We start from the raw sequence: 17,459 nt of genomic DNA on the forward strand, positions 1-17,459 counted from the left end.
GAACTGCGGGGCCTTTCTAGTACCGCACGTAGGTGTAGTAGGAGTAGTCCAGCACCTTCTCTTCACCGGGCTTCAGCGCGACATCCCACTTGACCACGGAGGTAGGGTTGACCGCGCGGATCGCGACACCCATCTTCTCGGTCTTTCCTCCCAGGGTGGTGGATGTGACCTCGCCGATTATAGTCTTCTTCACATGCACCGTGACGGCCTTCGACTTGAAGCTCTTCAGAGTGAGCTTCCCCTCCGACGTTACCTTGGTGAAGCTGTGCCCATTAATGTTGATCGCGTCGTTCTGGCGCTCGGTTTCGAGTTCGCTCTTCTTGCCTCGGATGTCCGTGGCAACCGTGAGCTTGAGGTCGTTCTCGCCGCCTTTGGGAGTGTACGCGAGAGTGTCCTGCGCGAGCGGCTGTCCCTGAGACATCGCCATGCCCGGCGCGGTCGTCCACGGGTACTTCGACGTGTTGGTCAGCGTCAGCATGTGCCAGACTTGGTCCTCAGCCGGGGGCGTTCCCGAGTTGCGGTTGGAGTCTACGTATCCGTCCGTCCTGACTCCCGACGTATCGTTTACAGTCCACTTGTAGACGTGCTTGAACGGCACTTCGGCCGAGAACACGGTGTAGTACGCTCTTTCGCCCTTCTTGAGCGACACGTCCTGCATCTTGTAGAGGAAGAGGTCCTCCTCCTGAGCGCCGGGAGTCTCGCTCGTACTCGAATAGCCGAAGTCCGGCGCGCTCTCCGGACCCCCACCGGCATAGCCGTAATCGGCGCGGTTGTACATAACCGATTGGGTCATGACCGTGCCGTACCCGCCGGCGGGCGACTGCGGCCTTCCAAGGCGGTCAATGAACTCGGAGATGGACTGAGTCAGCGCGAGCGGCGACACGACATCGGAGTAGAGGAAGTTGGGGAATCCCACGACGAAGAACACCTCCGCGCCCTCGACGTCCTCGGCATCGTTCACGAGCAAGCCCTGCATCGTGATGCGCGCGCTTGTGTCATTGAGCAGTTCGACGAGGTATGCAGGCGACCACGATATGCCCTTCTGAAGATAGCCGATGGTGATCGGCGCGCTCTCCTTCGCCCCTGAGATCTTGAACCTCAGCCGCTTGACCTTGTCTTTGACCACGCGGTCCGCGTTGGCCTTGCCCGCAAACTCCACGAGTGAGATCGACGCTTTCGAGACCGCGACCGTGCCGTTGGCGGTCTCGACCAGCACGAGGTCGGACGCGGGGCGAGGAACCGTCGAGACCACATTGAAGGGCATCGGCTGGCCGGGAGAGGAATCCGTATCCACGGGGACCGCAAGGAGCTTGCCCTCGATCACGCGCTCTCCGTACGTGATCTTGACCTGCTTCCCGACGTTGGCTTCGAGCATATCCGCGACCGTCCTGGCGGGAACGGTGTGGGATGAGTCCTCCCTCAGGGCGAGCAGACGCTCGATGCTCACTCCCACCTTCGGGGACCCGACCCAGAAGGTCCCGAGTGCGGCCGGCGGGATGTAGTCCCAGAATGCCCAGCCTTCCCTGAGAGTAGCCGTGCCTTCCCTGATGAAGAAGCCGGTCCCGTTCTTGAACGCCGCGACGGAAGTCGTCCTCGCCTTGAGTGAATCGGTGTCTTGCGCCGCCGCAGGCATCGCCGCCAGAACCGCAAACAGAATCGTCCCTGTGATCAACCTGTGCATCGTCCTGCCTCCCTTCAATTCGTCTCGCAGTCGTTTTGGTCAATACAGGCAGTTAGACGCAGTCGTCGCGAAGAACCTTCACTCAGTCCACGAAGTGTACAAACTAAGAAGGGGTCCGCTCACGCGGACCCCGCACTGAATAAGGTGAACTGCCTCGAGGGCTCGTTCATGACCCGAAGGCTAAAACCTAGCCCCCAGCGTCACCTCTTTGACTATTTTCCATGTAGCCACCACCTCCTTATAGGATCGCCAATGGCGTTCGCTCCGCACTGCGGAACGTACATCCAGTGTAACAGAACACGCCTGACCTGTCAAAGGAATCCTGCGGCGGCAAGCGCTCTCTGCAAGAAAACAGGTATTTTTGCCTGCTTGACCGACAGGCCCTTCCGTGGTAACCTATGATTAACCGCAAGGCCGCTTCATTATTCAAGAAGAAGCTGAGTAGTTGGCTAGATTTTAGAACGCGTCGGTATGGGGATTATGCGAAGCGAGTTCGATCAAGCGGCAGTCCGCCGGAAAGGAGCCGGGAGAATGGCACATTCCAGAGACCGCGGAAACGACGGAAAGAAGAAGCGGAAGAAGAAAGACAAGCAGAGACTGGACATCCACGACGGCTTGCTTCACAGCCGAGTGCAGGCGCAGCCGGGCAAGTCCGCTCCGCACGACGGGTAACCGGTTCTTTGGGGAGGACCCTCTCGCCCGGACGGAGAGCGCCCTCCCTCATGTTCACTCTACCGCATTCGTATCCGGTTGTTCGCGTTTATCGGCTGCCGGGTCTGTCGGTTTCTCTACGCTTGCCCCCGGTGCTTGCCTCATCTCATGGTTTATCAGGTCAATGACGAACTTGTTCTCCCCGCCCGTCACCATCTTCACGACTGAGAGCGTCCGCGCCTCGTCGTATACCCATCCGATCGGCGCTGCTGATATGTCCTTCAAGAGATTGATTGCCTTCCCGTTCAGTTCGAATGACTCCGGGCGATAGACGCCGCTGACCACGGCGTAGATCGTTGCTCCCACAGCATAGTTGAACTCGGACCTGATCCAGTCCATCGAGTAGTTCATTTTCAGGCTCTGTGCGGGGAGCGTCAACGTGAGCATCTGGGACTGGCGGTCGAGCACCTTCTGCGTCGCCGGCTCCGTGTCCATGCCCAACTCGCGCATGAGGTTTCGGGCGATAAGGCGCGGGTTGATATCCCAGTGGTACTGCTCCTTGCCGAGGATCGGGCTGAAGGCGTCCGGGTACATGCCGGCGTTCTGGGGGTATTCCTTCTTTGTGTACTGCTGCTGCTGGACCGCGCAATGGAGGATTCCCCGCGCGATCTGCTTCCAGGGCATTGAGCTATCGTGTTCCGCGAGCTTGTCGAGCGCGTAGCCGTATTCGAGACCGCACCATTGTACGATCACCCCGAACCACGGCTGCTTGTCGTACCATGTCGAGCCGAAGACCGGGATCGTTCCGTAGCGCATGATCGGTTGGTCGGCCGCGCTCCAGAGGTAGACGAACGGCAGGCCCGACTTCGCCCAGTAGACTGCCCGGTCGAGATACCGCTTCTCGTCGGTGATTCGGTAGCCGTTCAGATACGCGGTCACGAGGTGCGCCGATGCCAGGATATCCGGCACGTGCAGAGGAAGCTCCCAGGTCTGCGCGCCCTCGGGTCGGGCCGTAGTATCGAGAAATGCGAGTCCCTTGAGGCCGGCGTCACGGGCAGTCGCGTCTCCGGTGATGAGCGCGTGTTCCAGGAGTTCCTTTGACCGCAGTGCGGTCAGGCCGGACGAAGTGTCTCCGGGTGTCCCGAAGACCTCGTGCTCCTTGTCCGGCGTGTAAGCCCATGACCCGTCCTCGCGCTGGCTCTTGATCAGCGACTCTGCGTGCGCAAACGCCCTCGTCAGCGCCGCCGGCACGTCACCCGCATACAGCGCCGTGCTTAGAGGCAGGTCTGCCCTGACGGCTTCGATTGCCGGATTCACAACCGCTGCGATCTCCTCGCTCTTCTTTGCGTCATACGTTCGGTTGTTGCGCGCGTACAGGTAGTTCGCGATCATAGCGTCGAAGCTCACCGGGCCGGTGATGGTGTGGTTCCATCCCGCTTTATCCTTGATCCACGCGGTACCGAGGAACGCCTCCTCGCTCAGGTTCATCATCTCGTACGGCTTGAGACCTGTCTCGGGCGGCTCCGGGACGCCGTGTCGCGCAACCCACTCGCCGACCGCGTCGAGGATCGTCGCAGATTCCGACCGCACGCCCAGCGTAGCCTCCAGACGAAGCGAGTTCCCGGCCTCCAGTCTGAACGGCCTGTCCGCGACGACTCTGTTCTCCGGCGTGTAGTCCGGCACCGACGGCGCGAAGATTCCCATCAGATGGTTCTCCTGCCCGTCGAGGAAGTTCGGCGAGGCGAAGACCGATGCGGGACGGTCCGTTCCCGCCGCCCACTTCTGGAGCGGGTCCCACTCGAGCGTGACCAGCGTGCTTCCATTCCGGATGGCCATCAGCGGGATTGTGACCTTGTTCGGGTGCGGGACGGTCCGGAGGTTGTCCGGCGGATGGACGAACTCAGTTCCGGACGACTGCTCGGTCAACAGGTATTCGAGGCCGGGAAACAGTCCCTCGTCTTTTCTCGCGCCGAACCCGCCGTCTCCTGCGCAGACCATCGGCCCGGAGAAGTGGCCGATGTCCAGCGGCTTGTCGGTCTTGACGGAGTGCGAGATCGAGACGTTCGGCCGATCGGGCTCCATCTTGAAGACCCATTCGAACGAACACGAGGAGTTGCCGACCTTCTTTCTCAAGTTAAGCGTGACGGAATCAGCATCGTTGTGGGACTCAATCGGACGCAGGACCTGCTCCTCCCCCTCGCCGGTAACCAGCCTGCCGAAGGAACCGGATGCTACCTGCTCCCACCCGTCGCCCTTGGGGATGTTTGCGGTCCACGCCGCGAACGCGTCGCCCGACCTCAGGAAGAGTATCCGAAGTTTCGGGTTCTGCAGGACTCTCAGGCCATCACCGAAGACGCGCGTGCTTACACTGTCTCCAGGCGGTCCCGGGTCAGTGGTGGGTGTAACGAGTGCTACCGATCTGACAGCGCTCGGGCCTCCACCGTCCTTCGTGCTCAGCACGGCCCCCACGTACAGGATGCCCTTACTCTCGTCGGGAGCGAGAGCGCATTCGATGACTTTCCTCTCTCCCGAGAGCAGCTTGCCGATCGGCTGTGCCGAAATCTTCTTCATTAGAGGATAGCCGAGGTAGATCGGCGTCCCGTCGTCGTTCGCCGCGCTCTGAGCGAACTCGACCGTCGCGCCGTCCGACACGCTCAAGTCTCCTTCGCCGACGTTTCTGATCACCGCGCGGAGAGTCGCCGGTCTGTCCCTGTAGATCAGGGCGCTCGTCGGCCCGAAGGACTCGATCTCGAGCGAAGGGGCAAACGCGTAGACTCCGAGTTCTGCAGCGCCGTGAGAGGTACTAACCCGTACTGAATGAGCCCCGTCGGCGTTGAAGTCGAACCTTGCAGCAGCTAGTTTGTCCTCTGCCAGGGGTACGGTCAGAGACTCCCCGAGCGTCGCACCTGATTCGGCGAGTGGGAACACTGAAGCGGTGCCGTCGTTCTTGGACTTGACCAGCACGAGGCCGCTGGACACCGGCGCCAGGTCCTTGTCGAGAACGTTCTCGGACAGCCGCACGATCTGAGGAGTTCCCCAGTTCGCCCAGTCGTAGTTTGTGTTTTGCTTGCCCCTGCTGACCAGCGCGACCCTGATCTTCTTCCCGGCCCGAGAAGTCAGATCCGACGCGCCTTCCCTCCATCCGGGGTCTCGGACGTCCGTCTCGAACTCCTTCCTGCCGTTGATCCTCAACTCGAAAACCACTCCGTCGTACGGATGCTCCGAATCGTTCGCCGGGATCCCGTCGGTCAGCCCGACGCCGCACACCAGAACCAGCTTCTCGCCGGACTTCAGCTTCGGCAGCGTGACCTCGTACTCCGCGACCGCATCGCCCGCTCCGGTAGGGTGAAGGAAGACGGACTTTCTCTCGATCCCGCCCGACTTTGCCTTCTTGGCGCCTGGTGACATCGCGTTCGAGATCTTTGCCTCCGGGTAACGTTCGAAGAAATCGTAGACTACCGTCGCGCCTCCCGCGAATGCGGCCGAGGCGACGGTTGCCGCGCAGAACGCCGCTGTCAGCAGATGGGTTGTGTACTTGATCATCTTTTCTCCTCGGATAGAGCTTCCTGAAGGTTCATACGTTGGGAGGGCCGGTTTCGGCACAAGTTGCAAGAGGGGAAGATGCGCCATCTCCCCCTCTCGTTCCTCATGTTCGGTTGTTCCGTGTCGAGACCCTACACGTCTATCAGTTTTCCACTGAAGTAGGAGTCGTACGCGGCCAGATCGAGCAACCCGTGTCCGCTGAGGTTGAAGAGGATCACCTTCTCCTTCCCCTCTTCCTTCGCGCGCATCGCCTCGTCGAGCACGGCCTTTACCGCATGTGAGCTCTCCGGCGCCGGGATGATGCCCTCTGTGCGGGCGAAGCCTACTGCCGCCTCGAAGACCGGAGTCTGCGGGTAGGCGACGCCTTCGATGAAGCCCTTGTCCACGAGCAGGCTGACCAACGGGGCCATTCCGTGGTAGCGCAGTCCGCCTGCGTGAATGCCCGGCGGCATGAAGTTGTGGCCGAGTGTGTGCATCTTCAGCAGAGGAGTCATCTCTGCAGTGTCGCCGAAGTCGTACTTGTACGGGCCTGTGGTGATCGTCGGGCACGCGCTGGGCTCGACTGCCACGAAGCGAATGTTCTTTCCTGCGAACTTGTCCGGCATGAAGGGGAACGCCAGGCCGGCGAAGTTGCTTCCGCCGCCGACGCATCCGATCACTACATCCGGATAGGCATTCGCCATCGCCATCTGCTTGATGGCTTCCTGGCCGATCACGGTCTGGTGCAGCATGACGTGGTTCAGCACGCTGCCCAGGGAGTACTTGACCTTGGGGTCGGAGATCGCGTCTTCTATGGCCTCACTGATGGCGATTCCCAGGCTGCCGGGGCAGTCGGGGTCCTCTGCGAGCACCTTGCGTCCGTAAGATGTGTGCTCGCTCGGGCTCGGATAGATTGTCGCGCCGTAGACGTTCATCATGAACTTGCGGTACGGCTTCTGGTTGTAGCTGACCTTCACCATGTAGACGGTGCAGTCGAGATCGAAGAACTTGCAGGCCATAGAGAGTGCGGTGCCCCACTGGCCGGCGCCCGTCTCGGTCGCGATACGGTTGACGCCTTCCTGCTTGTTGTAGTACGCCTGGGCTACCGCGGTGTTTCCCTTGTGGCTGCCGACGGGGCTTGCCCCTTCCCACTTGTAGAAAATCTTCGCGGGCGTCTCCAGGGCCTTCTCCCACTTGGTAGCTCTGTACAGTGGGGTGGGCCGCCAGATGCTCAGGATGTCGAGCACCGGATCCGGGATCGGTATCCACCGGTCCGTGCTGACCTCCTGCATGATAACGCCCATCGGGAAGATCGGCGCCAGGTCGTCGGGGCCTGCTGGCTGCTTCGTCCCGGGATGCAGCGGTGGAGGAGGCGGCGAATCGAGATCCGCGGCCACGTTGTACCACTGCCTCGGGAGGTCCTTCGGGCTTAGAAGAAACTGGCGGTCATCCATTCTGAGGTTTCCTCCTTTGATGTGGGAATGCCCGCGCACAACAACCTGCGGTTCGTCGCAGCAGCGGCCGGGCGAAACACGGTCCATATTATACCCGTTCTGCGCATAAGTCAACACTCAGTCCGGCGACTATCCGGTGAAGGCGCTGCCGGAGGTCGTTTGACAAGCGGAGGGTACGCTTCTATACTTCACATAGTCGGGACTGCACGCCACGAATTGGAGTGTATATCATGGCGATTTCATTGAACGATGTCCGCGCATCGCGAGGAATGGTCACTTCGGACAACCCTCTTGCCTCACGGGTTGGACTCGATATCATGCGCGCCGGAGGCAACGCAGTGGACATGGCGGTCGCGACCGCGCTGGCCCTGTGCGTTGTGAAACCTTCGTCGAACGGCATCGGCGGCTATGGCGGTACGATGGTCATCTGCATGGCCGGCACGGGCGAGGTAGCCAGTATTGACTACAACACCCGCGCTCCGATGGCCGCTTCCGAGGATATGTTCGAGCCGGTACTCCCCGCGGAGAATACCAACGTCGGCGGGTTCGGTGGCGTGGAGGACCGCAGGAATATGTTCGGGCCGCTCGCGGTCTCGGTGCCGGGCACGGTGGCCGGACTCTCACTCGCAGCGCAGAGGTTCGGCCGCCTGGGCTGGTCCAATCTCGTTCAGCCTGCCGTGAATCTCGCCGCAGACGGATTCACTGTCTGGCCGGGACTGAGCGCCAACATCAAGGGCCTGATTGACAACGCGGATCCCGAGTCTGCGGCGGCGTTTCTGCCGGACGGTCTGATCCCCGCAGACGGCGAGACGCTCCGCCTGCCGGACCTGGCGAACCTGCTGAAGGCCCTCGCGGACGATCCCGCTTCCTTCTACCGGGGCAAGCCCGCCCGCATGATAGCCGAGAGAGTCCGCGCGATGGGCGGTATACTCACTGAGGAGGACATGGCGCGGTTCGCGGTCGAGGTATCGGAGCCGCTCTCGCTCGACTATCGGGGGCACAGGGTCTACGCCTGCACAGGAGTTGCCGGAAGCCCGACTGCTCTCCAGGTGATGGCCGTGATGCAGATGCTTCACCCCGATCCTTGCTCGCCCGAAGATCCGGCGTACTGGGGAGACCTTGCAGACACGCTGGTGCTCTCTTGGCATGATCGTCTGTCACTTCTGGGAGACGTTCCCGGCCTCGGCGATCTGATCGCTCGCCTGATGTCGCCTGAATACGCGGAGACTCTCGCGTCCAGGGTGCGCGCAGGGGGCATCGCTCGGACTCAGGAAGGCTTTGACTCGACGAAGTGCACCGTCCACGTGAACGCGTGCGATGCCGACCGGAATATGGTGTCGCTGACTCAGACTCACGGTGGAGGATACGGTTCCAGAGTGGTGGTGCCCGGTCTTGGCATCGTCCTCGGGCACGGCATGTCTCGATTCAATCCCGCCGCTGGGCATCCGAACTCGCCCGGGCCGTGGAAACAGCCTCTTCACAACATGACTCCGATGATCATCACCAGGGACGGCCGACCGGTAGCCTCGATCGGGCTTCCGGGTGGGCGGACGATCCCGAGTCTGCTTCCGCAGTTCGTTGCGGATATCGTGGATTGGGGGATGACGGCGGCGGGGCAACTGAGTTTCCCGAGGATTCACACACAGGGCGGCCCGATCCAGCACACCGTTGACCTGCCGGAATCGGCGAAGTCGGCGATGGCGGATCGAGGGCATGAGCTGGTGCAGGTGGAGGCGATCGGCGGGATAGCGTCGAGCATCGTGATCGAGGACGGTGCAATCTGCGGCGCCTCGCTGGGCGGTGAGAACGCGGCGCTGGGTGCATAACGCCTCACCTTGATGAGCGACGGCGCAGCCCCTCCTGTGTGATCAGTAGATCAGCCACAGCGCGGCCAGCGACAGCCCGATCCCGATCTTCTGACTCGTAGAGAGCCGTTCCCTCCACGCTGCGATGGAGAAGACCGCCGTCAGCAACAGGTTTCCCAGGCTGCGAACCGGGAATACCACGATCCCGCTCATCCCCTGAAGGGCCAGCAGGAAGAACACCATGCTGATCGCGCCCGCCGTGCCCATCATCAGGCCGACGCGCCTGTCGTCGCCGCTCTGCTCCTGCCGCCTGACTCCGAGGATCACGATGCCGAGCAGGGCCGGTGTGCCGTAGAACGCCAGCATGTAGACGTCGCGGTACGGGGCCAGATTCCACTGGATCAGCGCCTTGTTCAGGATGTTCAGCACCCCGGTTAGAACGAATGCGACCATCAGCAGTAGGAAGCTCATGGTCTCTCGCCCTCCGCGTTCGTTTCGTGTCTCCCGAAGAGGACGAGCGCAACCACTATAAGAAGAAGCCCGACTGTCTGTCTGGGGCTCGGGTACTCATGCCACGCGAAGATCGAGGCCAGCACGGGAAACCCGATGGAGAGGCTGATGACCGTCCAGGATGCCGAGAGTTGCCCATACCTCATGTGGTAAAAGAAGGAGAGCGTTGCGAAGAACACCATGAACCCGCCGAATACGCCCATCGCGAGCGCGAGGGGATGGTACGGCAGCTTCCCCTTGATCAGGATGTACGCGAGCATCGTCGCCGTGGAACCTATGTAGACCCACACATTGACCGCGTCGAGGTTGCAGCCTCGCCGCACCGCCAGCTTGTACGAAGCGGCGAAAAGCGTGTTGAACACGACTGTGAGAACCAGGAATATCACCATGTCGCTTGGGTGTACATTCCGCACGGGCCGCCCGTGAACCTTCCGTGCTTGGCAGGAACGGGAGCGGTATGGGATAGGGAACCTCTGCGAACTGAAAAGCGTCTTTACAAACAAATCGGCTTGTGGTACAATACGGCTGTCCCTAGTGGACATAAGTTCACACGGCCCGTTCGTCTAGTGGTCAAGGATACCTGGTTCTCAGCCAGGGGATCAGGGGTTCGAATCCCCTACGGGCTACCAAGTATGAGAGGCGGCTTTTCACTGAGGAAAGTCGCCTCTTTTTGCATACAATGAGCCGGGTGTGGCAGGACTATGGGAAGTGTATTCGGAGTCTGAGGGTAAGTGACAGCGAATACGAACTACAGGATACTTCGGTCCGACGCCTGTCTCTATCTCCGGCATTTGCATCACAGAAAGGCCTCGTTCCATGGAAAAACTAATTCCCTTCCTTCCCATCTTCCTCCTGACTGTCGTGCATGTACCTTTCGCGCAGGCCGACGGGAAGGTGTTGGTCGACGTCGCCGAAGTGCAGGCCGAGTTCGCGATGCCCATCTACCGCAACCCTGCGCAGGCCGAACTCACTGTGGTCATCCCCAAGGCGATGGCCGACCTGCGAGCCGCTTCGGTCTCCGTGGTCTCTGCCGACGAGAAGGAGGTCTGGAACGGGAACTTCCGGCTCTCGACCGGCCGCAACTCCTGTATCCTGAAGAATATCGGCGCCCTTCCTCCGGGACGCTACATGGCCACCGTCACGGTCGGGCAGACCTCGATGAAGCGCATGCTCCGCATTGAGCGCATCCCCGCCGTGTCGCCGCCCGATGGGCCCATCCGCCTTCGCAAGATCTTCTTCACACCCGACGACTGGCTCTTCGAGTCGTTCCGCAATCTCGAGGTCCGCTATTCCGAACCCAAGTTCACCGAGGCCTACCGTTCCACCCGGCCCGAGGTGCTGCGCGTCAACGCCTCCTCCATTGGTCGCGCCGTCGATGGCACCTATGTGATTCAGGGAATCGAGCACCCCTACCGCCGCGGCTACCTCTACTCCAACAACCCCATCCCCTTCACGGTGCAGAGTCCGTCCCCCGAGGGTCCTTATGTGCCTGTCGCCACGGCGCCTGAGACCGAACCTCAGAAGGATGTATTCAAGAGTCTGCCCGTCATCGGCTCGGCGCACGCACGCCGGCTGTACGAGATGTATGACCCCGCCCGTCACGGCACGTACACCCTGCGGGATATCGGCCTTATCCAGAACCTCGACCCCTTCGACTTCGGCTGCGTGAAGGCCGGCTCCCGCACCTACTGGGTTGTGGCCGATACCTCGTCGGGCGACTCCGTCTTCCTCCGCAACACGCCGCTGTTCCGCGACGTCCCGCTCTACACCAGCGACAGCTTCGACGACGGCTTCTCCACCAACGACAACTTCGGGAACACGTGGTTCTCCAACGACGGCAAGACGCTGTTCCTGGCTCGAGGCCAGACGGTTCGCCGATTCGCGCCCTACGACGTGCCCTACGACCTGCTGCCCAACAGCAGCCGCATCCTTACCATCTACAGCACTACGGACGGCGCCGACTGGCGATACGTCCATTCCATCTCCGCGGGCGGTCCGGCCGACAACCCGTTCTCGCAGCAGTATGGCGGCGAGATCCGGTTCATGCCCGAGGCCGGGCTGTATCTCGCATTCATCAACGCCTACGACAGCGAGAGCCAGCAGGTCTATCTCGACCTCAAGTACAGCCGCGACGGCATCAACTTCCACAACTTCTCCGACCCCAAACCGTTCGCGAAGTCGACGAATCCCTTCGACTGGTACTTCGGCGAGCTGTATCCCAACCAGGAGATCGTTCAGGACGGCGGACGCTACTATCAGATCATCTCGGGCACCGCGTTGCCGCACTATTACGCCGAACCCCTGTTCCGCCACAACGCGGCGAGTGAGATTACGGCCGACGACTTCAAGTCCATCTTCGGCAAACGCCGCTTCGCCGAGAGCCTCCCGTACTTCAAGTCGATGGGCGGCTGGGAAGGTCTGGCCAAGCACAGTCGCGAGAGCTACTTCGCCGTGGGCGTGATGTCTTACCGTGCCGACGGCTGGTTCGGCGTCCGTGCCGACTGGCGCAAGGGGAGCTTCGTCACCCGTCCCATCAAGGGAGGCGGCGCGCTCTTCGTCAACGCCTGTGTCGCCGCGAACGGTCTGCTCCGCATAGAGCTGCTGGATGCGAAAGGCCGTGTGCTCGACACCGCCACCGTTCGGGGAGACAGCATCAAGGCCCCCGTATTTGCGATGCCCGAGGGCGATTTCCGCCTCCGCGTCACTATGCGCCGTGCCGACCTCTACACGATGTACATCGAACCGTGAGCTGTTGACCGGCAAGAACCATCCGAGCTGGCGAACTGTTTGGAAAACAATGCAACTGCCTGGCTTCTGGTGAGATAGATGGCCGGTGCGGCAGTCAATTCCGTCCGGATAGTAAGGATGTGATGTCCGTTTTGTGGGAACTGTCGCGCAACACTGACCCTTCTGAGGACATGATCATCCTCCAGCCTTGGCCCAATCCGCGAGCGGGCACTGCCCTCCCAAATGCGCGGCAGCGTTCGCCTCGAGAAGTGAAGAGCAGCTTGTGTGTTCTGCGCGTCAGCCTTGGCGTAGAGAACCCGGGCAACACGTAACACAACTCATCTCTAGCAGAGTGCGCAGGCCATTTGAAACCGCATCTCCGATGTCAGCCCAGGCACTAGCTGCAGGCAATCACGTGACCGGGCTGCCACACAGAAGTATTCGAGTTCCGACACCACCATCGAGGCAATAGAGCATCAGTTCGATTCTGCCTGTTCTTCCTTGGTCTACCATCCGCTCTCTTGCACTTTGGATCTACGCCGGTTTCTGCCTCCGGACAAAGGAACACCGCGTCTCGGCGCTCAATACTCATACTGGCCGCGCGTCGCGACCACCAGCTAGACGCACGCTTCGCCGGCGGAGAACGGACGTGAAGTTGACTCGGAACATCATCATCGGGCTCGTGCTCGGTATTCTTGTCGGCGTGCTTTCGAACGCCTTCCTGCCGGTTATATTCCCAAAGCTGGATACATACCTGCTGAAGCCTGTGGGAAGCATCTTCCTGAACCTCATCAAGATGCTCGTAGTGCCCATCGTTTTTGTCTCCATCGTGGTCGGGACGATGGGGATAAGCGACCCCAGGAAGCTCGGCCGCATCGGCGCGAAGACTATCGGTTTCTTTCTGGTCACGACGGTGATCGCGGTCTCGCTTGCGATGACGCTTGCCTTCATCGTGAAGCCCGGCGGGGAAGGAGCGCTCCGCATCGCCGGAACATCCGCGTTCAAGGCCGCCGAGCCTCCATCGGTCATTGACACGATAGTCAATATCATCCCCGCCAATCCCGTAGCCGCCCTCGTTGAGGGCAATATGCTTCAGATCATCGCGTTTGCGATCTTCATCGGTCTCGCGCTTGCGATGCTCGGCGAGAGAACGAGGGCGCTTGCGAGCCTGTTCGAGCAGGCCAATGACGTGATGGTGCATCTCGTCCATGTCATCATGTTGACCGCACCCTACGGGGCGTTTGCGCTGATCGCTTCCGCGGTCGGATCACAGGGCCGAGACGTGCTCGCCTCTCTTGCGATGTACTTCCTGGTCGTGCTGGGTGCGCTCATACTCCATTGCGCAGTTACGTATAGCCTGGCAGTCGGGTTGCTGGGCAGGATGAACCCTCTGGCCTTCTTCAGGGGGTTCTCACCCGCAATGGCCGTGGCGTTCAGTACGTCGTCCAGCAGCGGCACTCTACCGGTCTCGATGCAGACTGCTCAGGAGAACCTCGGCGTGTCCAGGGAAGTGAGCAGCTTCGTGCAGCCTCTCGGGGCGACGGTGAACATGGACGGCACAGCGATAATGCAGGGTGTAGCCACCGTCTTCATCGCGCAGATCACGGGTACGGACCTGTCGCTCGCGGAGATCGTGATGGTGGTCGTGACTGCAACGCTCGCCAGCATCGGCACTGCGGGCGTTCCTGGCGTGGGACTGATCATGCTGGCGATGGTGCTCGAGCAGGTCGGTCTGCCGCTCGAACCGATAGGGCTGATACTGTCTGTGGACCGACTGCTCGACATGACCAGGACCGCAGTCAACATAACCGGGGATGCGGTGTGCGCTGTGTTCGTCAGCCGCTCGGAGGCCGATCGTGCTGTTGCGGGGCAGCGATCTGAGGCATGACCATGCGCAGAATGACGTGCATCGCGCTTTCGATTCTGGTACTGCTGATCTACGCGTCCGTCGGCGGGACGGAGAACTGCTATCGGGAGTGCTGCTACATGAAGAATACTCCTTACGGAGAGCGGGACAACCAGGTCTACTACCTTCAGACCAACTGCAGGGACTCATCCATCCGGGACTGAAACGGAACGCGCGGCATGGCCCTCGCTGAGATCGGGGTATACGCCAGGTGATTGAGACCAGGAGGGACTTCCAGGTGAAGACACGGATTGCATCGATAGTGCTCGCGCTCGGACTGCTCGCGGGAGCGGTCCGTTCGGCGGTCGTCATAGAGACGGTGCCCGGCGCGTCCTCACTCGAACGGCTGTCGGCGATGGAGGTCCAGAGGTACGTATACCTCCGCACCGGCGATCTGCCGGTGGTCGCGAGGTCTGCCGACGACTCGCATCGTATAGTCGTCGCCAGACAGGACCGGGCGGTCGCCGCGCGGAGCGGGATCAAGGCTCTTGGGCCTGAGCAGTACGAGATCAAGACCACGGGAAAGACCTGGTGGATCGTCGGCGGCGATGACATCGGGACGTTGTACGGCGCCTACCGGTTCGCCGAGAAACTCGGAGTCAGGTTCTACCTCCACGGCGACGTGATCCCCGACGACCGGCTCAAGTCGCTTCCGACGATCAATGAGGACGGAAGGCCGCTCTTCTCGATTCGGGGTATCCAGCCGTTTCACGATTTCCCCGAGGGTCCGGACTGGTGGAACACCGACGATTACCTCGCCTACATCGCGCAACTTCCCAAGATGCGCATGAACTTCATCGGCCTCCACTGTTATCCCGAGGGAGGCGCGGGCCCTGAGCCGTCGGTGTGGATCGGCCTTGCGGATGATGCAGATGGTCGCGGGCGCGTCCGATTCAGCTACCCCTCCCATTGGGCGAATACCAAGCGGCAGGGCGCATGGGGATATGCCGCGATGTCCACGAGCGATTTCACCGGCGGCGCATCCCTCCTCTTCCCGGGTGATGACTACGGCCCGGATGTCATGGGCGACGCGCTTCCTCGTCCGGCGACTCCCGAGCAGTCGAACGCAGTTTTCGACCGGACCGCCGAGATGCTGCGCACGGCCTTTTCGACCGCTCGCGCGCTCGGTGTGAAGACCTGTGTCGGCACGGAGACCCCCTTGGCAATCCCGGGCACGGTGAGGGAACGGCTGAAGGAACAGGGCAGGGACCCCGCCGATCCGGCAGTCGTCCGAGAGGTATACCGGGTAATGTTTCAGCGCATCGCGCGCGCCTGTCCGGTGGACTACTACTGGCTCTGGACTCCCGAGCAGTGGACTTGGGCCGGGAATACCGAGGAAGATCTGCGGGCGACGATGGGCGACATCCGCGCGGCGCTCTCCGCGCTCGACTCGCTGGGGAATCCGTGTGTCCTCGCCACCTGCGGATGGGTGCTCGGCCCGTCTCAGGACAGAACCGCGCTCGATGCCGTCCTGCCGAAGGGCTCGCCGATGAGCTGCATCAACCGCTCCGTCGGTCATGCGCCGGTTGATCCGAGTTTCGCCGGCATAGAGGGCAGGCCGAAGTGGGCGATCCCGTGGATGGAGAACGACCCGGCCCTCGCCTCGCCTCAGCCCTGGGTCGGGCGCATGAGGTACGACGCGGCTGACGCCCTCCGGCTCGGCTGCACCGGCCTGCTTGGGATTCATTGGCGAACGAAGGCGATGGCTCAGAATGTTTCCGCCCTCGCCGATGCGGCTTGGGACCAGTCGTGGGCGTCCGATGACTTCGCTCGCGCGCTTCGTGAGATAGACGAGCAGCGTGACGGTCCAATCGGCGGCAGCGTGGTCACCTACCCGGCTCCCGTCGAGAACACCGATGACGATCCGGTATACCAGTCGGTGCGTTACGATGTTGACGGCTACAGGCTGAAGGTGCCGAACGGTACATACGCCGTCACCCTGAAGTTCAACGAGCCGCACTACAATGATCCCGGCAAGCGCGTGTTCGGCGTCAAACTGCAGGGGCAAATCGTTATTGACCGGCTTGATATGGTGGCCGAGTGGGGCCGGAACGTCGCGCACGATTTCACCTATCCCGATATCCGTGTCGCTGACGGCAGGCTGAACGTTGACTTCATCCGGCTGTTCGAACTGCCCTGCATCGCGGGAATCGTGATCGAAGGTCGCACCGATAGCGGCGCGCTTCTCTCGCGAAAGATCAACTGCGGCGGACCGAAGTACCGTGATTACGAAGCGGATAACGTGCCGTCGTCGCTCGATCTCGACCGTCGGGGCATGCCGGTCGAGGATTTCTATCTCGACTTTGCGCGTGCGAGCTTCGGTGCGAACGTCGCCGGGCGCATCGGCCGCATACTCGCCGAGGTTGACGGTCGGGGGATGCCGGAGGCGACGGGATGGATCGGCGGACCGGGCGCAGTCCAAGTCAACGGCACGTCCTGGGACGAGGAGAGAAAGCGCTACGCCTTTGTGGACGATATGGCCGCGCTTCGGCCCAGCGTGCGCGGGGCTGGGAATCTCGAGCGGTTCGACTACTGGCTGAACACCTACCGGTGCGCGGCGGCCATGGCTGAGCTGGGATGTCTGCGCGGGAAGTTGGATGCCATTGCCGCCGCCGTCAACGCCGAGCAGGATTCAGCTAAGCGGAAGGCTGCGGCAGAGAAAGCGCTTGATGTGCGAATCCGCATGGCTCGGCGCTGGGAACGCATGATGACTTACCAACTAGCTGCAGTGGACACGCCCGGCGAGATGGGCACGGTCGCGAACCTCGAGCAGCACAGCCGTGGGACGCTCAAGTTCCTGACCGCGCATGACGAACTCCTCGCCCAGGCGCTCGGATCAGCCCTTCCTGGGGAAGTCGAGCCCTCGAAGGTCTACACCGGCCCGGCGCGAATCATCGTCCCTACGGTTCGCACCCAGGTGAGCAGGGGCGAGTCCCTGCGGCTCAGAGTGATCATTCTCGACAAGAATCTGCCGAGGACCGTGTCGCTGCACTGGCGTCCGTTGGGGAGCGGCGACTTACGAAAAGTGGACTTGCGTGATATCGGCCGCGCCACCTATGAGGCTCAACTGCCGCCCGCTGATGGCTCGTTCGAGTACTACGTCACCGCCGAAACAGCGGAAGGCCGCACCCTTGGTTGGCCGGCCTCCGCCCCGAGGACCTGTCAGACCGTCGTAGTCTGGGATATGCCCCGGGGATTCTGAG

The 17,459-nt window shown here is 61.6% G+C and carries 11 protein-coding genes and 1 tRNA gene; 7 read left to right on the forward strand and 5 right to left on the reverse strand.

What is annotated here, in order from left to right; genetic code table 11:
* Positions 1 to 16: 16 nt before the first annotated feature.
* The gene (locus KBC96_07230; protein ID MBP6964180.1) at positions 17 to 1,681 is read right to left on the reverse strand and encodes a hypothetical protein; all 1,665 of its coding nucleotides are present in this window, start codon (positions 1,679 to 1,681) and stop codon (positions 17 to 19) included.
* Between the two features lie 531 nt (positions 1,682 to 2,212).
* On the opposite strand from KBC96_07230, the gene KBC96_07235 reads away from it, so the two are divergent.
* The gene (locus KBC96_07235) at positions 2,213 to 2,353 is read left to right on the forward strand and encodes a hypothetical protein (GenBank protein ID MBP6964181.1); all 141 of its coding nucleotides are present in this window, start codon (positions 2,213 to 2,215) and stop codon (positions 2,351 to 2,353) included.
* Between the two features lie 54 nt (positions 2,354 to 2,407).
* Here the strand turns inward: KBC96_07235 and KBC96_07240 are convergent, their stop codons facing one another.
* Positions 2,408 to 5,875, reverse strand: coding sequence for a hypothetical protein (locus KBC96_07240; GenBank protein ID MBP6964182.1), 3,468 nt, complete (start codon positions 5,873 to 5,875; stop codon positions 2,408 to 2,410).
* A gap of 131 nt (positions 5,876 to 6,006) precedes the next feature.
* Positions 6,007 to 7,308, reverse strand: coding sequence for a TrpB-like pyridoxal phosphate-dependent enzyme (locus KBC96_07245; GenBank protein MBP6964183.1), 1,302 nt, complete (start codon positions 7,306 to 7,308; stop codon positions 6,007 to 6,009).
* A 230-nt stretch (positions 7,309 to 7,538) separates the two neighbouring features.
* Between KBC96_07245 and KBC96_07250 the strand changes: the two genes are divergently transcribed.
* Entirely contained in the window at positions 7,539 to 9,134 is a 1,596-nt protein-coding gene (locus tag KBC96_07250; GenBank protein ID MBP6964184.1) for a gamma-glutamyltransferase, read from the forward strand.
* Positions 9,135 to 9,176: 42 nt separating this feature from the next.
* Here the strand turns inward: KBC96_07250 and KBC96_07255 are convergent, their stop codons facing one another.
* Together KBC96_07255 and KBC96_07260 are read right to left on the reverse strand one after the other, a co-directional pair.
* Positions 9,177 to 9,584, reverse strand: coding sequence for a hypothetical protein (locus KBC96_07255; GenBank protein MBP6964185.1), 408 nt, complete (start codon positions 9,582 to 9,584; stop codon positions 9,177 to 9,179).
* A complete protein-coding gene (locus KBC96_07260) occupies positions 9,581 to 10,036 on the reverse strand; it encodes an EamA family transporter (protein ID MBP6964186.1) in 456 nt (151 codons plus the stop codon). The genes KBC96_07255 and KBC96_07260 overlap by 4 nt, the downstream gene beginning before the upstream one ends.
* Before the next feature lie 139 nt (positions 10,037 to 10,175).
* Here KBC96_07260 and KBC96_07265 point away from each other — a divergent pair.
* From KBC96_07265 to KBC96_07285, 5 genes are all read left to right on the forward strand, one after another.
* Positions 10,176 to 10,252, forward strand: a tRNA-Glu gene (locus KBC96_07265).
* Between the two features lie 187 nt (positions 10,253 to 10,439).
* The gene (locus KBC96_07270) at positions 10,440 to 12,371 is read left to right on the forward strand and encodes a hypothetical protein (protein ID MBP6964187.1); all 1,932 of its coding nucleotides are present in this window, start codon (positions 10,440 to 10,442) and stop codon (positions 12,369 to 12,371) included.
* A 628-nt stretch (positions 12,372 to 12,999) separates the two neighbouring features.
* Positions 13,000 to 14,238, forward strand: coding sequence for a dicarboxylate/amino acid:cation symporter (locus KBC96_07275; protein ID MBP6964188.1), 1,239 nt, complete (start codon positions 13,000 to 13,002; stop codon positions 14,236 to 14,238).
* Between the two features lie 2 nt (positions 14,239 to 14,240).
* The gene (locus KBC96_07280) at positions 14,241 to 14,420 is read left to right on the forward strand and encodes a hypothetical protein (protein MBP6964189.1); all 180 of its coding nucleotides are present in this window, start codon (positions 14,241 to 14,243) and stop codon (positions 14,418 to 14,420) included.
* 74 nt (positions 14,421 to 14,494) lie between these two features.
* The gene (locus KBC96_07285) at positions 14,495 to 17,458 is read left to right on the forward strand and encodes a hypothetical protein (protein ID MBP6964190.1); all 2,964 of its coding nucleotides are present in this window, start codon (positions 14,495 to 14,497) and stop codon (positions 17,456 to 17,458) included.
* Position 17,459 lies beyond the last annotated feature (1 nt).

It is taken from the genome of Armatimonadota bacterium (genome assembly GCA_017993055.1).
Lineage (GTDB): Bacteria > Armatimonadota > UBA5829 > DTJY01 > DTJY01 > JAGONM01.

Coding starts and splice junctions, on each gene's coding strand:
- KBC96_07245 (MBP6964183.1), bottom strand. CDS start 7,308: ATGGATGACCGCCAGTTTCTTCTAAGCCCGAAGGACCTCCCGAGGCAG.
- KBC96_07235 (MBP6964181.1), top strand. CDS start 2,213: ATGGCACATTCCAGAGACCGCGGAAACGACGGAAAGAAGAAGCGGAAG.
- KBC96_07270 (MBP6964187.1), top strand. CDS start 10,440: ATGGAAAAACTAATTCCCTTCCTTCCCATCTTCCTCCTGACTGTCGTG.
- KBC96_07240 (MBP6964182.1), bottom strand. CDS start 5,875: ATGATCAAGTACACAACCCATCTGCTGACAGCGGCGTTCTGCGCGGCA.
- KBC96_07280 (MBP6964189.1), top strand. CDS start 14,241: ATGCGCAGAATGACGTGCATCGCGCTTTCGATTCTGGTACTGCTGATC.
- KBC96_07230 (MBP6964180.1), bottom strand. CDS start 1,681: ATGCACAGGTTGATCACAGGGACGATTCTGTTTGCGGTTCTGGCGGCG.
- KBC96_07255 (MBP6964185.1), bottom strand. CDS start 9,584: ATGAGCTTCCTACTGCTGATGGTCGCATTCGTTCTAACCGGGGTGCTG.
- KBC96_07250 (MBP6964184.1), top strand. CDS start 7,539: ATGGCGATTTCATTGAACGATGTCCGCGCATCGCGAGGAATGGTCACT.